Genomic DNA, 14,737 nt, shown 5'->3' with positions numbered 1-14,737 from the left:
GCTGGCGAGAGCCCCGGTTTCAGCCGACCACGCTCACGGTGAGGTCGGCATCCGGCCCCCACCGGAATGCGAGGCGGGACGAGTCGGTCACCCCGGCCGTGACGGCGGCGGCCGTTGAGTCCACCTGGTAGTTGACCGGCGCGATGGAGAGGCCGCTGCGGGCGAAGGCCCGAACCGTCGCGCAGGCGATCACGTCGTGGCCGCTCGGTGCGGTGCTCAGCAGGCACACCTGGTCATCGGAGTCGCGGTAGGCGAACACCCGCACCCCATAGAAGGCGCCGAGAAAGCGGGTGGTATCGCGCACCTCCTGCCGCGCCCCCGGCTGCCCACCGGTGAATACCACCGGGGCGATATCGAGCGCGCCCTGCGGCCGGTTGAACACCTTGAGCAGACCGGCGGAAGGCGTGAGGGCCGGCGCGAGAGCGGTCGCTGTCGCCGGCACCACGGCTGCGACGAGAATCGCGGCGGTAGCGGAGAAGACCAGCACGGGATAGCGGCGCAACACTCGGGCGAACGGCCCGGAGGGGGCGGATGGCCCGGGCCCGGGATCCGGCTCGGATTCGGCCCCTGCGGCCAACACCGCCGTGAGACGTGCCGTCGCGATGGCATCGTCGAGCGTCTGAGCATCGCGCTCGAGGTGGCGCTCCAAGAGCAGGAGCCGTCCCTCGCTCTCGCCGATCCAGACGGAGCCCGAGGCATCCGCGATCTCGACCAGGGGTTCGTCCGCGATGGGGCGTCCGTAGACCCGTGCTCGCAGTTCGCCGAGCTCCGAGGCGGGATCCGCAGCACCGGAGGGCGACGGCGTCGACGGGAAGAGACGCCAATGCAGCGCTTCGTCGAGCGAGCCCGGACCGGCCCATGATGCCCTGAGCGCTGCCTCGAATCCCGGCTCGGCCAGAAGCCGGGAGAGTTCGGTGCCGGACACAGCCACCGCGCGGATCGGATGATCGCCACCCATGCCCAACAGGCTAGTCATTCCGGGCTCGCACGGAAAGGGCTCCTGCGTTCCGGGGACTGAATGCGGGACAATGGGGCGGATGCGCGGATCCCCCCGCGCCCGGCGTGAGGAGCACACATGGCACAGAAAGCGACAAAGAAGTCGGTCGCCAAGAAGCTGAAGTCGGCGAAGAAGGCCGTCGCGAAAAAGCCCGCCGCGAAGAAAGCCGTCGCGAAGGCAAAAGTAGCGAAGAAATCCGCCGCGAAGAAGAAGATCGTGACGAAAGCGGCCGCGAAGAAAAAGGTCGCAAAGAAAGCGTCCGACTCGAAGGCTGCCCGGTCCGAGCTGAAGAAGCTCCAGGTCAAGGCGGAGAAGCGGGCCGCGAAGGTAGGCGAGAAAGCGTCCGCTGAGGCAAAGTCGCTGAAGAAGGCCGCGTCGAAGAAGACGTCGCCCGTGAAGAAGGATGCCGCGGCTCTCGTGAAGGCGGTCAAGAAGGACGCTACGGCCACGGTCACAACGGCGAAGAAGGATGCCGCAACGGTCGTTGCCGAGGCCAAGAAGGCGACTCCGCTTCGCGCGCCGCGCGCCCGGGCCGCGACAGCGACAGCGAAAGCGACAGCGACAGCGACGACACCACCGTCCGCGCTGACCGTCGTGGCCCTGCGGGCGCGCGCCCGTGCCGCTGGAATCGTCGGTTATTCACGCCTGCGAAAGGACGATCTGCTGGCGAGACTCAACTCCAAGTAGATCCCGCGCGGGGTCACGCCCGCGCCGCAGCAGTGCGCCGGCGCCACCCGCGTCGCACCACGGGAGGCGGCTGTGGCAGGATGCGCTCGCGCACGAGTGCCGCGACCGCCGCGCGCGCCGGTGACCTGGGGGCGACATCCACGATGCTGCGTCCGGTGAGGATCGCCGCGTCGAAGGCTGGGAGGTCATAGGGCACCAGCACGGGGCTCGAGATGCCACCGAAGCGTTGAAGCGTCTGACGCACCTGCCCGGATGCCCCTGGCCCGATCGCGCTCTCGCGCACCCTGTTCATCACCACGGTCACCCGATCGGTATCGATGGTCTCGAGCAAATCGACGTGCGCGCGCAGGAAGCGGGAGAGCCCGACCGGATCGGCCGCTCCGACAGCGATCACCTCGTCCGCGGCCCGCAGGGCGGCGATGGTCGCTCCGTTGCGTCTCGGCGCGAACAGGTCGCTGCTGATCTCCTCGTCGTTTTCCAGGCTCGCACCGGTATCCAGAATCGTGTAGTCGACCCAATCCCGGCAGGCCCGGATGGCCGCCGTCACCCGCTCGCCCGAGAGCTCTGGCCATCGGCTCGGTCGGCCGATCCCGGTGAGCACCCAGAAGCTGCCGCGAGCGGTGAGGTAGCGCTGGCCGATCCGCTCGAGTTCCGGTTGGGTGAGGGCATCCGCTCCAGCGAGCCGACAGGCCGCGGCGAAACCGGGCGCCTCGTCGAGCAGGCCGAGGGCGGGCGCGATCGAACCACTGTGCGTATCGACGTCCGCGACCACGACGGTGGCGCCCGACGCGGCCAGTTCGGCGGCGAGACAGATCGCCATCGAGGTGCGCCCCGGTGCTCCGGCGGGGCCCCAGACCGCGATCACCGTTCCGTTTCGGGGGCCCGATCCGACCTCCCCGGTGCCCGACCTGCCGGCGAGGAGCATCCCGACTTCGGACCATTCGGCGTCGGCGGCGACGACCTCGAGAAGACCGAGGCCCGCGGCATAGCGACGATCGGCATCGGATTCGACGAGGGCGACGATGCGCACCCCCACGGCATCCGCCTCGACCATCAGGCGGTCGTTCAAGTAGCGGGTGGATGCCGCGACGATCGCGCAATCGGGGGCGGTGTGCACCAGCTGGGAGGCCAGTTCGTCGGCGCTGGAACAGCGGATCGAGAGTTCGAAGCCGTGTCGTGCGAGCTGCAGCGCAGTGCTGTCTTCGAGCTCGAGAGGGAGGGCGAGGGCGACCGTCGGCACCGGTCATCCCTTCGCGGGGATGCTCGTTGGCACCAACGACAGGGCATCGGCGTTGGCGATCGCCTCCAGGACGGCGGCGATCTTCGTGCGCGGAACCAGGAGCTCCACCGACTGGACGGTGCGGTCCACGATCACCCCGTCCTTCGCTATCACCCGCACCACGGTCGCTGAATCGACCAACACGGAGGGGGGACCGAAGAGGTTGTTGTCGGTCTCTTTCGCGTTCCAGAGATCGACGATGCTGCCCTCTGAAATGGACCGGGCGAGTTCGCCGTTCACTCCGACCACGACCGAAGCCCCCACTGCGCCGGCGACCTCCCCGACGGCCGACGATGGCACCAGCTCTCCCGCCGACACGGGTCGCGTGACGACGAATCCCTCTTGCGGCACATCGCCATCGCGGAGGTATTGGGCGCCGAGCGATCCCAGGCGAACACTGCGGGCATCCAGGTCGGAGGCCGTCACCCGATCGCCGGGAACGAGGGCGGAACGGGCCGCGTAGACCAGCACACTGCTGTCGGCTGCAGTGACAACGCCGACGACTCCGAGCACCGACACGATCACCAGTCCGACGCCGATCGCGAACCGGGGATCGAACCAGAACGATCGCGGAGCACGCTCCGAGTCCGGCCGGCCCCGACCGAGTCCCGGGGCCTTGGGTGTGCGCCTCGGTGCCTGTACGGTACTCACCAGTTGCCTCCTCGCCCACGCGGCCGCACCGCAGGCTTCCATGGTCCCCACCCTTGCGCTTCCTCGCGAAAGTTATCCACAGCCCCGTCGCGCGGATTGTGCGAGATCCATAATCGAGGGATGACGCCGCACTCGGATCCCCCCGGCCAGGATGCCGCGCTGGGCCGCTTCCTGACTCTCGCCGACACTGCCGAACTGCTCAACGTCTCCGCGAGCCAGGCCTACGCCCTCGTGCGATCCGGGGAGCTTCCGGCGATCAAAGTGGGTGGCCATGGTCACTGGCGCGTGGAGCGGGCGGTGCTGGAGTCCTACATCGACGCCAAGTACGAGGAATCGAGGCGGAGGAGTCTCTGGCAGCAATCGGACTACGCGAGCCTCTCGGAGTACTCCTTCGGACTGCGCGGCGCCGCCGGTGCCGCCGGTGCCGCCTCCCCCGAATAGCGGCTACAGTCTCACGAGCAGCACCCGCGAGAACGGCACGACCTGGTAGTGGCTCACGAGGCGCTCACGCCGCGCCGTGCCCACTTCGTGCACAGCGAGGTCCAGATGATCTCTTCCGACCCGATCGATCGTGCCGGTGATGACCCCCTCGGGCAGGACGAGTTCAACGGCCTGCCGACGCCGACACAGGTCGCGCAGCACGAAGGCGAGACCGAGCCGCCGGGACAGTCCCCGTTCGCTCTCCGGGGTGCTGGCATCCTCGAGGCTGGTGCTCACCTGTGCACGGCTGAGCCTGACGCCGGCGATCGCGTCGAGAGGCAGGATGAACTGGGCGCGGCGGGAGGATGCGTCGACGATATCCCCGGAGACCCAGTCCCGGCCGAAGGTCCGGGGCGACAGCTCGAGTGTCGCCCCGTTGGAGAGGGACACCCTCGCCGGTTCGGAGCCCTCACCCCGGCTCAGAGCCCACAGTCGGTCACGCAGACTGAGACGGCCGAGGCGCAGCCGTTCCTCCTCGGCACGCAGGTCGATCTCCTCGGCACCGAGCTCCTGCTCGAGCTGGCCCTCGAGATCGTCGAACAGGTTGTCCCAGCGCATGACGAGACGCTAGCGGGTGAGCATCCCTGTCGAGCGGGTTATCCACACCCCCGCGTTGGGGCATGGACAGCATGCCCCCGCAACTGCTTTAGTGTGCTCACCCCCAATTCGGGGGTAGACCCGTTCTTCACCCTCACCCGTGGGAACCGCATATGAGCGATGCACTTCCAGCACAGCACCGGGAACTCCCCGCGCCGTTCGAAGCGCTGCCGAGCAAGGTCATCCGGTCGCCGTTCCAGCCGGACGAATTCTTCGGCTCGCAACCCGCGACGCGGGCCACCCTGCCCGATCCCCAGCCTCTGCTGGAGAACCTCACCCGCTGCGTCATCGAGATCCTCGCGGGGGCCCGGGAGCTGGAGCAGATCTCCCGCTGGGTCACGGACGACGTCTATCCTCACCTTCTCAAGCGTGTCGTCCTGTCGACGCGCGCCCGCCAGGCCACCGGTCAGGTCGTGCGTCGACCCACCTTCTCCATCGGATCGACGTCGGTGTGCGAACCTCGAGACGGGGTCGTCGAAGCCGTGGTCATCGTGCACGGCCGCGCCCGCACGAGAGCGGTGGCCTTCCGGCTGGAGGGCCTCGACAGTCGCTGGCGCGCGACCGCCATCAACGTTCTGTAACGAGGCTCCCTGGCCTACGGCTCGGGGTGCTCATCATCGTCGTCATCGAGTTCGGCGAGGGCGCCATCGCGGGACTCGCTGGCCCTGACCATGACGCGGTCCCGTGCGTCCTCGCCGCGTTCGCGCAAATCGGCCACCGTGCTCGAGACGCGCTCCCGAAGCTCCTCGGCTGTCTCTGTGGTGCGACCCGCGACATCCTTCGCCATTCCGGTGGTTCGGTCGGCAACGTCGCGCGACATCGTGGTCGTCTTGCCGGCGACATCCTTCGCCACGGTGGAGACCCGCTCGGCGATATCGGTGGCCACCGTGGCCGTGCGGTCCGCTACCGCCCGGGCGGCATCCGCCGTCGCTCGCGCCCCATCCGTCACCGCAGCAGGGGTGGCTTTGGCGATCGACTCCGCCTTCGCCCGCACCACCGGGGCCTTCTGACGCGCGTATCCCTCGACCTCGGCGCGGGTCTTGCGAACACCGGGGCTCTGCCACACCCGCCTGCTCGCGCGTGCGATCTGCTCGTAGCGTTCACGGCCCGCACGAGCTCCGAGGACATAACCGACAGCGAGCCCGATGACGAGCAGCAACTTGGATCTCATGAGACCAGCCTATTGAGTGCAGTCGGAAGCGCGAGGGGGTTGACGCTCGACGGATCGGTGGTCCGAGGCCGAGAGTCGCAGCATCAGCCCTTGCGCTTGTCTTGTGCGCGCCGCTCGGCCCGGTTCGCCGGGGCGCCGCCCTGGCCGAACGCGCCACGCTGACCCTCGGCGGTGGCGGCCTTGCCGAACGCCGATCCGGCACCCGCCGCGTCCTGTGCTTCCTGCGCCTTGGCTGTCGAGGCCCGATCGAGCTGGCCGCGCGCATTGCGCACCTCCACCTCGCCCTGGTTATCGGCATCCGGCGCGGAATAGCTCAATCGTTCGGCGGGGGCAGCGTTTCCGCTGAGACCCTTTGCCGCGACGGTCGGAACGGCGGCGGTGGCCTCGCCACCGGTCACCTCGACCTCGAGGTTGAACAGGAATCCGACGGATTCCTCGCGGATCTGGCCCATCATGCTCTGGTACAGCGCGAAACCCTCACGCTGGTACTCCACGAGGGGATCGCGCTGCGCCATCGCGCGCAGCCCGATGCCGTCCTTGAGGTAGTCCATCTCGTAGAGGTGATCGCGCCAGCGACGGTCGATCACGGAGAGCACGACGCGACGCTCGAGCTCGCGCATGGCCGGTTCGCCGAGCGCGGTCGTGCGGGCGGCGTACTGCACCCGGGCATCCGAGAGGATCTCCTCGGTGAGGAAGGCGGTAGTGACGCGGTTGCGGGATCCGGCCTCGCTGAGCAGCTCATCGATGGTGATCGACACCGGGTAGAGCGTGCCGAGCTCGGTCCAGAGGGCCTCGAAGTCCCAGTCGTCGGCGTGCCCGTCTGAGGTGTGCACGTCCACCACCTCGGTGATCACATCTTCGAGGAACTTGGAAGTGCGGTCCTGCAGGTCGTCACCCTCGAGAATGTGACGGCGGTCCCCGTAGATCGCTTCGCGCTGGCGGTTGAGAACGTCGTCGTACTTGAGCACGTTCTTGCGGATCTCCGCGTTGCGGGACTCGACCTGGCTCTGGGCACTGCGGATGGCACGGCTCACCACCTTCGACTCGATGGCCAGATCATCCGGAACGCTGCCGCGGCCCATCAGGGACTCGGCCGCGGCGGAGTTGAACAGTCGCATCAGGTCATCGGTGAGAGAGAGGTAGAAGCGGCTCTCACCCGGGTCACCCTGGCGACCGGAGCGTCCGCGAAGCTGGTTGTCGATGCGGCGGGACTCGTGGCGCTCGGTGCCGAGGACATAGAGACCTCCGGCGGCGACGACCTTCTCGGCCTCCTCCTGCACGACGCTCTTGACCCGGTCGAAGACCGTGTCCCATTCCTTCTCGTACTCCTCAGGAGTGTCGACCGGGCTGAGGCCGCGCTGGTTCATCTCGGCGACGGCGAGGAACTCCGCGTTGCCTCCGAGCATGACGTCGGTGCCTCGGCCCGCCATGTTGGTGGCCACCGTGACAGACCCGAGGCGTCCGGCCTGGGCGACGATCGCGGCTTCGCGAGCGTGGTTCTTGGCGTTGAGCACCTCGTGCTTCACTCCGCGCTTGGCGAGCAGTTTCGAGAGGTATTCGCTCTTCTCGACGCTCGTCGTGCCCACGAGCACGGGCTGGCCCTTGTCGTGGCGAAGCACGATGTCTTCGACGACCTGGCCGAACTTGGCCTCCTCGTTCTTGTAGACGAGGTCGGACTTGTCCATGCGCTGCATCGGCTTGTTGGTGGGGATGGAGACCACGCCGAGCTTGTAGGTGGCCATGAACTCCGCGGCTTCGGTCTCGGCCGTTCCGGTCATCCCGGAGAGCTTCTTGTAGAGGCGGAAGTAGTTCTGCAGCGTGACGGTCGCGAGCGTCTGGTTCTCCGCCTTGACCTCGACGCCCTCCTTGGCCTCGATCGCCTGGTGGATGCCCTCGTTGTAGCGACGACCCATCAGGATGCGGCCGGTGTGCTCATCCACGATCAGCACCTCGCCGTTCATCACGACGTAGTCCTTGTCCTTCTTGAACAGGGCCGAGGCCTTGATCGAGTTGTTGAGGAACGAGATGAGCGGGGTGTTCGCGGACTCGTACAGGTTGTCGATGCCGAGATAGTCTTCGACCTTTTCGATGCCGGGCTCGAGCACGCCGACGGTGCGCTTCTTCTCGTCGACCTCGTAATCGACCTCCGGAACCAGTTTGGTTGCCAGGTTCGCGAACTCGGCGAACCAGCGATTCGCCTCACCCGATGCCGGACCGGAGATGATGAGCGGCGTGCGGGCCTCGTCGATGAGGATCGAGTCGACCTCGTCGACGATCGCGTAATTGTGACCGCGCTGCACCATGTCGCTGGCCTGCCAGGCCATGTTGTCGCGCAGGTAGTCGAACCCGAATTCGTTGTTCGTTCCGTAGGTGATGTCCGCGGAGTACTGCTCCGCCCGCTCCTGCGGCGTCTGTCCGGAGAGGATGACGCCGGTGGACATCCCGAGGGCGCGGAAGATGCGACCCATGAGCTCGGACTGGTAGCTGGCGAGGTAGTCGTTGACCGTGATCACGTGGACGCCGCGGGACGGGATGGCGTTGAGGTAGGCGGCGAGGGTCGCCACAAGGGTCTTGCCCTCCCCGGTCTTCATCTCCGCGATGTTGCCGAGGTGCAGCGCTGCGCCACCCATGAGCTGCACGTCGAAGTGGCGCATCCCGAGGGTGCGCTTGGCCGCTTCACGGACGGCGGCGAAAGCTTCGGGCAGAAGGTCCTCGAGCGACTCACCGTTCGAGTAGCGCTCGCGGAACTCCACGGTCTCGTTCTTCAGGTCCTCGTCACTGAGGGCACTGAAGTCGTCTTCCAGGTGGTTGACCGCTTGCGCGTATCGCTCCAACCGTCGAAGGACTCGACCCTCGCCGACACGGAGGACCTTTTCGAGAACGTTGGCCACTGCTAACTCCAGATGAATGTGGGATGCGCCACGACAGCACCGCAGAGCGGCGCCTGTGACCAGTTCGTAATAGTAACAAGACTAGCCGGTGGCATAGCTGTCGGTCGGATCCGCGCCCACTGTGAGCGCGCTGTGCAGCGACCCAGAAGTGGGGCCACCGCGACAGCGGTGGCCCCACGGTCTGAACAGAGCCGACGATCAGCCGCGCTTCTTGCGCGAGGCGCCGGACGCCTCCTGCAGCTCGGCGGAGGAGTCATCCAGGCCGATGACGCCGTAGTCCCAGCCCTTCCGCCGGTAGACCACACTGGGCCGGTCGGTCTCGGCATCCATGAACAGATAGAAGTCATGACCGACGAGCTCCATGAAGTACAGGGCGTCGTCGACGGTCATCGGCACCTGGGTGAACACCTTCTTGCGGATGACCACCGGACTCCAGGCCTCTTCATCCGCTTCCGCATCCGAGTCTTCGATCACGGAGACGGAACCGGTGCGCACCTTCTCCATCACGGCGGCATCCGCCGGTCGCACGTCGGTGCCACTGAATCCACCGGCGCTCGCTTCTCGCAGCGAGGTCGGCCGATGCTGTCCGCGGTGCACCTTCTGGCGGTCCTTGGCCCGTCGCAGTCGCTCGACGAGCTTGTCCAGCGCGAGATCGAGGGCCACATATTTATCGGACCCGTTGGACTCCGCCCGCACGAGCGGTCCCGGTCCGATCAGGGTGAGTTCGACCCGATCGTCGCCACTCGAGCCATTCTTCTCGTTGTGCCGACTCACCTTGACTTCGAAAGCGAGGGCCTTATCTGCGAGGTGGGAGATCTTCTCGGCCTTTTCGGTTGCATATGACCGAAATCGATCCGTGATCCCTACGTTGCGACCGTTGATGGAAATTTCCATGGCGCTCCCCAGTTCCTATTGACTTGACGGCACGTCGCCCAGTGGAACCAGGCGATAATTCCGCGCCTCTTTTCCCCACCGTAGCCCTCACAATGCATCGCTGTCACGGCTTATCTGAAGCTCTTACGACAAACCCAGTGAACGCCGAGGTGTTGCCGCGACGACCGCCGCCGCGACCACCTCTGCACCGCCCCCGCGTAGGGCTCGAATGGCTTCACTGAGCGTTGCGCCGGTGGTGAGCACGTCGTCCAGCACGAGAAATCGTCGGCCCTCGAGGCTTCGTGAGGCGATCATCGACCCGGCGAGGTTCACCGCTCGCTGCTCACGGTCGAGGGTCTTCTGGCTCGCCCGCTCGTGCAGGTTTCCGAGCGCCCGGACCGGGCGGGGCAGCCCCGCCACGCGTGCCAGCACACGCACCGGGTCGTAGCCGCGTCGGCGAAACGACGCTCGACTCGTGGGGGGCACCGCGAGCTCCAGCTCGCCGGCCGCCTGGGCGCCGGCGTGACTGACCGCACCGCCGAGCGCCACGGACAGCGCCCTCGCGACATCCGTTCGTCCCTGCTCCTTGAAGCCCAGGATGACCCGGCGCACGACTCCGTCATAGCTGAGGGCCGACCACACCGGAGTGCCGTCGTCCAGCGACCTCCGGAATGGCCGCGGGGCGAGCAGGAGGCGGCAGTCGGCGCAGAGTGCACGGTCCTCGCCGTCGCAACCGGCGCACGACACCGGCAGCAGAACCGCGAGGGCGTCGAGGGCAGCCTCCCGTAACCGACTCGTCACGGCGACCGGCGTCTGTGCGGATGACATGGCACCAGTCTCGCTGGCTCACCCCGGTGAATCGCTCGCCTCGATCGATCCGCCCGCTCAGTCGGTGGTCCGGGCGTTGGGGAGGAGAAGAGCCCAGCAATAGGAGAGCCGGGGGGACGAGAGCCGGGGGAACTAGCGCTGAGTCGCGATGAAGTCCACGGCGACCTTCGAGGACTGCCAGCTGCTGCCGCCCCAGGTGTAGATGGCTGAGTCGTCCCGACCGAGCACGCGAAGGCCATCCTTGCCCTTGTTGCCACCGACGATCTGTCGCGAAGGGATCAGCGAACTGAGGCTCGTCTTCTGCCCACCGATGGCGAACAGTTCGACTTTGGACTCACCGTCGGCGGTGATGAGAGTGCCCACCGTCCACTGGTCGACCCACGTGGCGTCCACGGCCACCCCGTTACCGAGGGAGACATCCAGGATGGCGGGACCGAGACCGGTGGGCTCGAGCTTCTCGTTGCGCAGGATGGCTGCCACCATGAGCCGCGGCCCGGTCGGTGTCGACAAGAGCATCACAACCCGCGCGCCCTCCCGGGAGACCTCGAGGGAGACCATCTGCGATCCGTCCTGCAACTTGGCCGAGATGCTGTGCTGCGTGCCGTTCGAATCGAAGACGATGATCGAGTTGGGCGCACTTGCCGGAACCGACCAGAGGTACCCGTCTTCGTCAAGCGAGGGCGCGATGAGATCGGGCCGCGGATCGATCAGCACGGGGGCTCCGCTCTTGCGCACGAGCGAGACCCCGGCGCTGCCGAGCACCGCAACCTCCTGCTGGTCCGACGAGAGCGTCGCATCCTTCGGTGCGAGCGCGACGACCTTCGAGCTGATGCCGGCGAGGTCGGCGACACGGTTGTTGGCGGAGAAGCCGAACTCGTTCTTGCGCAACACGAGAGCCTGGCTGTCGACGGACATGTCCACCTGGGGCGCGGCCGCACCGAGATCGTCGATCTGCACCGGTGTCCCCTGGATGGAGAGACTCACCTGCGAGATGCTCGTCACCGACCGCAGGCTCTCGGTGAGTTGCAGGTACATGTACTGGCGATCCCGGGCGCTGGCCCCGAGAGCCTCCTTCGAGAGATCCACTTCCGCAACCCCCTCGACCTGGGTCACCACACTGCTGGCGTCTGAGAGCTTGGTGCCGTCGGGGAACCGCGAGAATGCCGCCCCCTTGAGCCAGTCCGGCGGCCCAGCGAGCAATGCGGTCACGATGCGCGTGGATGCCGTGCCGCTCGCGTACCAGCGGATGTCGGGAACGAGGTACCGGTTGTCAGGCGCGAAGAAGTACACCGGGTACTGGCGGAAGATGCGCTCGAAGGTCTGGTCCGCGAGCACGATGCCATCCGGTGCCGCGTTGATGCGCCACTGACCGCCCTCCAACACGAAACTGAAGGGAAGAGTGAAGGACTGGCTGCTCTGCGAGTAGGCGCCCGAGCCGTCGACAGCACCCAGGGTGTCGAAGGAATAGGTCAGCTTCGTGTCATCGATCTGGCTGATCTGCGGCGCGCTGGAGCGCACCAGCACGCTCTGGCGCGGATCCCACTTGGTCGAGAACGCCTGCGACAGGAACTGCCTGGAGATGGCGTATCCGCCCGTGGCCGAGGTGAACGAGGCGATGAAGCCCTTGAGGATGCCCTGCTGGGTGGCCCCGCGCTCCGGCCCCTCCGGGTTGAAGGCGACATTCGATCCGCTGCTGTCTTCGCTCAGCGAGAGTCCGGCGTTCACCGGCCCGGAATCGGGGATGCTCACGCAGGCGCTCAGCGCGAGCATGGACGCCGCAATCCCAGCAGCGAGCAGCGCGCGGCGGAGCCCCTGGCCGCGACGCTCAGGCACCCTGCACCTCCTCGAAATGGATGGCGTCGTCCGGCGGCAGCTCGAGGGGAGACGAGACGATCGCCAGCCCCCGCTCCCGCGGAAGCGTGAGACGGAAGCAGGTGCCGACACCCAGCTCCGACCAGACCTCGAGAATGCCATCGTGCAGCGTCGCATCTTCGAGCGAGATCGCGAGACCGAGACCGGTGCCACCGATCGTGCGTTGGCGAGACGGATCCGCGCGCCAGAACCGGTCGAAGACCCGCGAGACATCCGCCGGCTTCATTCCGATGCCGTAGTCGCGCACCGTGAGCGCGATCGCCGTGGCATTGCTGTCCACCATCACCACGATCGGTTTCCCCTCACCGTGCTCCACCGCGTTGCCGAGCAGGTTGCGCAGCACTCGGCGGATGCGGCGAGCGTCGATCTCCGCCTCGAAATATCCACCGGGCGCGACCAGCCGTAGTGAGGATCCGCGCTGTTCGGCGAGTGGCTGCATGCCGTCGACCGCGTCCTCGACCAGGCGCACGAGGTTGGTCGGCTCCAGCTCGAGTTCCACCGCGCCGGCGTCATACCTACTCACCTCGAGAAGGTCGGCGAGAAGCACCTCGAACCGCTGCACCTGGGTATGAAGAAGCTCGGCGGTGCGAGCCGTAGCGGGGGCGAAGTCTTCGCGATGGTCGTAGAGAACGTCTCCGGCGAGACGGATGGTCGTGAGTGGCGTTCGCAGTTCGTGCGAGACATCGGAGACGAAGCGCTGCTGAAGTCGTGACAGCTCGGCGAGCTTGGTGATCTGCTTCTGGAGGCTGTCGGCCATGCCGTTGAACGAGCGTGCGAGGGTGGCGATCACGTCGTCCCCCTTCTCCGGAATGCGCTGCTCCAACTGTCCGGCGGCCAGCTTCTCACTCGTTTCTGCGGCGAGCCTGACCGGCCCGACGACCAGCCGCACCACCGTGTAGGTCACCGCCCCGATGAGCAGGACGAGCGCGAGCCCGCCGAGAGCAAGAGTCCGTTGCACGTAGCCGAGCGTCGTCTGCACCGACGAGAGGTCGTAGACGAGATAGAGCTCGTAGCTGCCGGCGGCCGGCACTCGGATCTGCGACCCGACGACGAGCCCGGGCGCCCCATTCGGAAGCGTCGCCGACTGGTATTGCACGTGGGTGACATCCTTGATCACCCGCGCCCGCAGCGAATCGGTGACGACACCATCGGGAAAGTTGGTGGACGACAGGGGCTGCATGTTCTGCGGGGTCTCCGGCTGCCCCGGGGTGCGTTTGATGGCGAACTTGGTGCTGCCCGGCGACGTGGTCGAGGGCAGGATCTTGTCGGTCACCGAGTTCGCCACGTTGTCCAGCTCGACCGTCGGCGCCTGGTCGTCGGCCGGCTGCGCTGCGTCGAAGGTGCTCTGGGCCTGATTGTGGATCGTGCGCGCCTCCTCCTGCACCTGCACGCTGCGCGACGCGAACAGGTTGTTGGAGATGCTCACGGAGATGAATGCGCCGATCACGATCACGGCGACCCCCGAGAGCAGCACCGTGATCGCCACAGTGCGGAACTGCAGTGAGACCCGCCAGAACCGCGCGAGGCGGTTGACGTAAGAGCGCCAGTCGAAGCTATTCACGAATCACAGATCGTCATGACATACCGCTGGTGTCAGTTGCTTGAGCCCGCGCGATAGCCGACGCCCCGCACGGTCATGACGATGCGGGGGTTGTCCGGGTCTTCCTCGACCTTTGCGCGCAGCCGCTGCACGTGCACGTTGACGAGGCGGGTGTCGGCCTTGTAGTGGTAGCCCCAAACCTGCTCGAGCAGCATCTCCCGCGTGAAGACCTGCTGCGGTTTGAGGGCAAGGGCGAGGAGCAGCTCGAACTCGAGAGGCGTGAGGTTGATCTTCGAGGCGCCGCGTTTCACTTCGTGCCCGGCGACATCCAGCTGAAGGTCACCCACCTGCAACACGCTGGTAGATGCCGTCGGCGTGGGACGCAGACGGGTGCGGATGCGAGCCACCAGCTCCTTGGGATTGAAGGGCTTGACGACGTAGTCGTCGGCTCCGCTCTCCAGTCCGCGCACGACATCCGTCGAATCCGACTTCGCGGTCAGCATGATGATCGGCACCCCGGACTCGGTGCGGATCTCCGCGCAGACCTCGATGCCGTCTTTGCCGGGCAGCATGAGGTCGAGAAGCACGAGGTCGGGCTTGCTCTCGCGGAATGCGGCGAGCGCGAGGCTGCCGTCGCCACAGAAGGAAGGCTCGAAGCCTTCGGAGCGCAGCACGATTCCGATCATTTCCGCCAGGGCGGTGTCGTCATCGACTACGAGAATTCGTGCGGTCATATTCCGGTCTTCATGGTGCGGTTCGGGTCTGAGACAGACTCAGATGCTTTCGCATAAGAGTAGTGGAGTGTGAAAGCATAATCCCATGGGCTGCAGAGGCCGCCGGATGCCCGCAAACTGAGAGCATAGGCGCGACG

General features: G+C 66.7%; 14 protein-coding genes. 3 read left to right on the top strand and 11 right to left on the bottom strand.

What is annotated here, in order from left to right; genetic code table 11:
- Positions 1–19: 19 nt before the first annotated feature.
- A complete protein-coding gene (locus tag ABIB54_RS03750) occupies positions 20–958 on the bottom strand; it encodes a hypothetical protein (protein ID WP_354574172.1) in 939 nt (312 codons plus the stop codon).
- Between the two features lie 117 nt (positions 959–1,075).
- Between ABIB54_RS03750 and ABIB54_RS03745 the strand changes: the two genes are divergently transcribed.
- Positions 1,076–1,684 carry a hypothetical protein gene (locus tag ABIB54_RS03745; protein ID WP_354574171.1) on the top strand — a complete coding sequence of 203 codons (609 nt, stop codon included), beginning with the start codon at positions 1,076–1,078 and terminating at the stop codon, positions 1,682–1,684.
- A gap of 13 nt (positions 1,685–1,697) precedes the next feature.
- Here the strand turns inward: ABIB54_RS03745 and ABIB54_RS03740 are convergent, their stop codons facing one another.
- Together ABIB54_RS03740 and ABIB54_RS03735 are read right to left on the bottom strand one after the other, a co-directional pair.
- On the bottom strand, positions 1,698–2,924 hold the full coding sequence (locus ABIB54_RS03740; protein ID WP_354574170.1) for a CpaE/TadZ family protein: 1,227 nt from the start codon (positions 2,922–2,924) through the stop codon (positions 1,698–1,700).
- 3 nt (positions 2,925–2,927) lie between these two features.
- Positions 2,928–3,614, bottom strand: a complete 687-nt coding sequence (locus ABIB54_RS03735; protein WP_354574169.1) for an SAF domain-containing protein — start codon at positions 3,612–3,614, stop codon at positions 2,928–2,930.
- A gap of 120 nt (positions 3,615–3,734) precedes the next feature.
- On the opposite strand from ABIB54_RS03735, the gene ABIB54_RS03730 reads away from it, so the two are divergent.
- Entirely contained in the window at positions 3,735–4,055 is a 321-nt protein-coding gene (locus tag ABIB54_RS03730; protein WP_354574168.1) for a helix-turn-helix domain-containing protein, read from the top strand.
- Between the two features lie 3 nt (positions 4,056–4,058).
- Here ABIB54_RS03730 and ABIB54_RS03725 read toward each other — a convergent pair whose 3' ends face one another.
- Positions 4,059–4,652, bottom strand: coding sequence for a hypothetical protein (locus ABIB54_RS03725; RefSeq protein WP_354574167.1), 594 nt, complete (start codon positions 4,650–4,652; stop codon positions 4,059–4,061).
- Positions 4,653–4,804: 152 nt separating this feature from the next.
- On the opposite strand from ABIB54_RS03725, the gene ABIB54_RS03720 reads away from it, so the two are divergent.
- A complete protein-coding gene (locus ABIB54_RS03720) occupies positions 4,805–5,272 on the top strand; it encodes an Rv3235 family protein (RefSeq protein WP_354574166.1) in 468 nt (155 codons plus the stop codon).
- Between the two features lie 14 nt (positions 5,273–5,286).
- Here ABIB54_RS03720 and ABIB54_RS03715 read toward each other — a convergent pair whose 3' ends face one another.
- From ABIB54_RS03715 to mtrA, 7 genes are all read right to left on the bottom strand, one after another.
- Positions 5,287–5,862, bottom strand: a complete 576-nt coding sequence (locus ABIB54_RS03715; protein WP_354574165.1) for a protoporphyrinogen oxidase — start codon at positions 5,860–5,862, stop codon at positions 5,287–5,289.
- A gap of 83 nt (positions 5,863–5,945) precedes the next feature.
- Positions 5,946–8,753, bottom strand: coding sequence for a preprotein translocase subunit SecA (secA, locus tag ABIB54_RS03710; RefSeq protein WP_354574164.1), 2,808 nt, complete (start codon positions 8,751–8,753; stop codon positions 5,946–5,948).
- Between the two features lie 198 nt (positions 8,754–8,951).
- Positions 8,952–9,647, bottom strand: coding sequence for a ribosome hibernation-promoting factor, HPF/YfiA family (gene hpf, locus ABIB54_RS03705; protein WP_354574163.1), 696 nt, complete (start codon positions 9,645–9,647; stop codon positions 8,952–8,954).
- A gap of 123 nt (positions 9,648–9,770) precedes the next feature.
- On the bottom strand, positions 9,771–10,454 hold the full coding sequence (locus ABIB54_RS03700) for a ComF family protein (RefSeq protein ID WP_354574162.1): 684 nt from the start codon (positions 10,452–10,454) through the stop codon (positions 9,771–9,773).
- 132 nt (positions 10,455–10,586) lie between these two features.
- Positions 10,587–12,287 (bottom strand): LpqB family beta-propeller domain-containing protein, encoded by a 1,701-nt coding sequence (locus ABIB54_RS03695; protein ID WP_354574161.1) that lies wholly within the window; start codon positions 12,285–12,287, stop codon positions 10,587–10,589.
- Positions 12,280–13,887, bottom strand: coding sequence for an MtrAB system histidine kinase MtrB (gene mtrB, locus ABIB54_RS03690; protein ID WP_354574160.1), 1,608 nt, complete (start codon positions 13,885–13,887; stop codon positions 12,280–12,282). The genes ABIB54_RS03695 and mtrB overlap by 8 nt, the downstream gene beginning before the upstream one ends.
- Positions 13,888–13,919: 32 nt before the next feature.
- Positions 13,920–14,600, bottom strand: coding sequence for an MtrAB system response regulator MtrA (gene mtrA, locus ABIB54_RS03685; protein WP_185202580.1), 681 nt, complete (start codon positions 14,598–14,600; stop codon positions 13,920–13,922).
- Positions 14,601–14,737 lie beyond the last annotated feature (137 nt).

The organism is Frigoribacterium sp. UYMn621 (genome assembly GCF_040549525.1).
Taxonomy (GTDB): domain Bacteria; phylum Actinomycetota; class Actinomycetes; order Actinomycetales; family Microbacteriaceae; genus Lacisediminihabitans.
Note: the sequence above shows the minus strand (reverse complement) of the source record. Positions and strands in the feature narration are given on the sequence as shown.

Excerpts from the sequence above, each read along its gene's own strand:
- ABIB54_RS03750 (WP_354574172.1), bottom strand. The coding sequence starts at position 958 with ATGGGTGGCGATCATCCGATCCGCGCGGTGGCTGTGTCCGGCACCGAA.
- ABIB54_RS03745 (WP_354574171.1), top strand. The coding sequence starts at position 1,076 with ATGGCACAGAAAGCGACAAAGAAGTCGGTCGCCAAGAAGCTGAAGTCG.
- ABIB54_RS03730 (WP_354574168.1), top strand. The coding sequence starts at position 3,735 with ATGACGCCGCACTCGGATCCCCCCGGCCAGGATGCCGCGCTGGGCCGC.
- ABIB54_RS03725 (WP_354574167.1), bottom strand. The coding sequence starts at position 4,652 with ATGCGCTGGGACAACCTGTTCGACGATCTCGAGGGCCAGCTCGAGCAG.
- ABIB54_RS03720 (WP_354574166.1), top strand. The coding sequence starts at position 4,805 with ATGAGCGATGCACTTCCAGCACAGCACCGGGAACTCCCCGCGCCGTTC.
- ABIB54_RS03715 (WP_354574165.1), bottom strand. The coding sequence starts at position 5,862 with ATGAGATCCAAGTTGCTGCTCGTCATCGGGCTCGCTGTCGGTTATGTC.
- hpf (WP_354574163.1), bottom strand. The coding sequence starts at position 9,647 with ATGGAAATTTCCATCAACGGTCGCAACGTAGGGATCACGGATCGATTT.
- ABIB54_RS03700 (WP_354574162.1), bottom strand. The coding sequence starts at position 10,454 with ATGTCATCCGCACAGACGCCGGTCGCCGTGACGAGTCGGTTACGGGAG.
- mtrA (WP_185202580.1), bottom strand. The coding sequence starts at position 14,600 with ATGACCGCACGAATTCTCGTAGTCGATGACGACACCGCCCTGGCGGAA.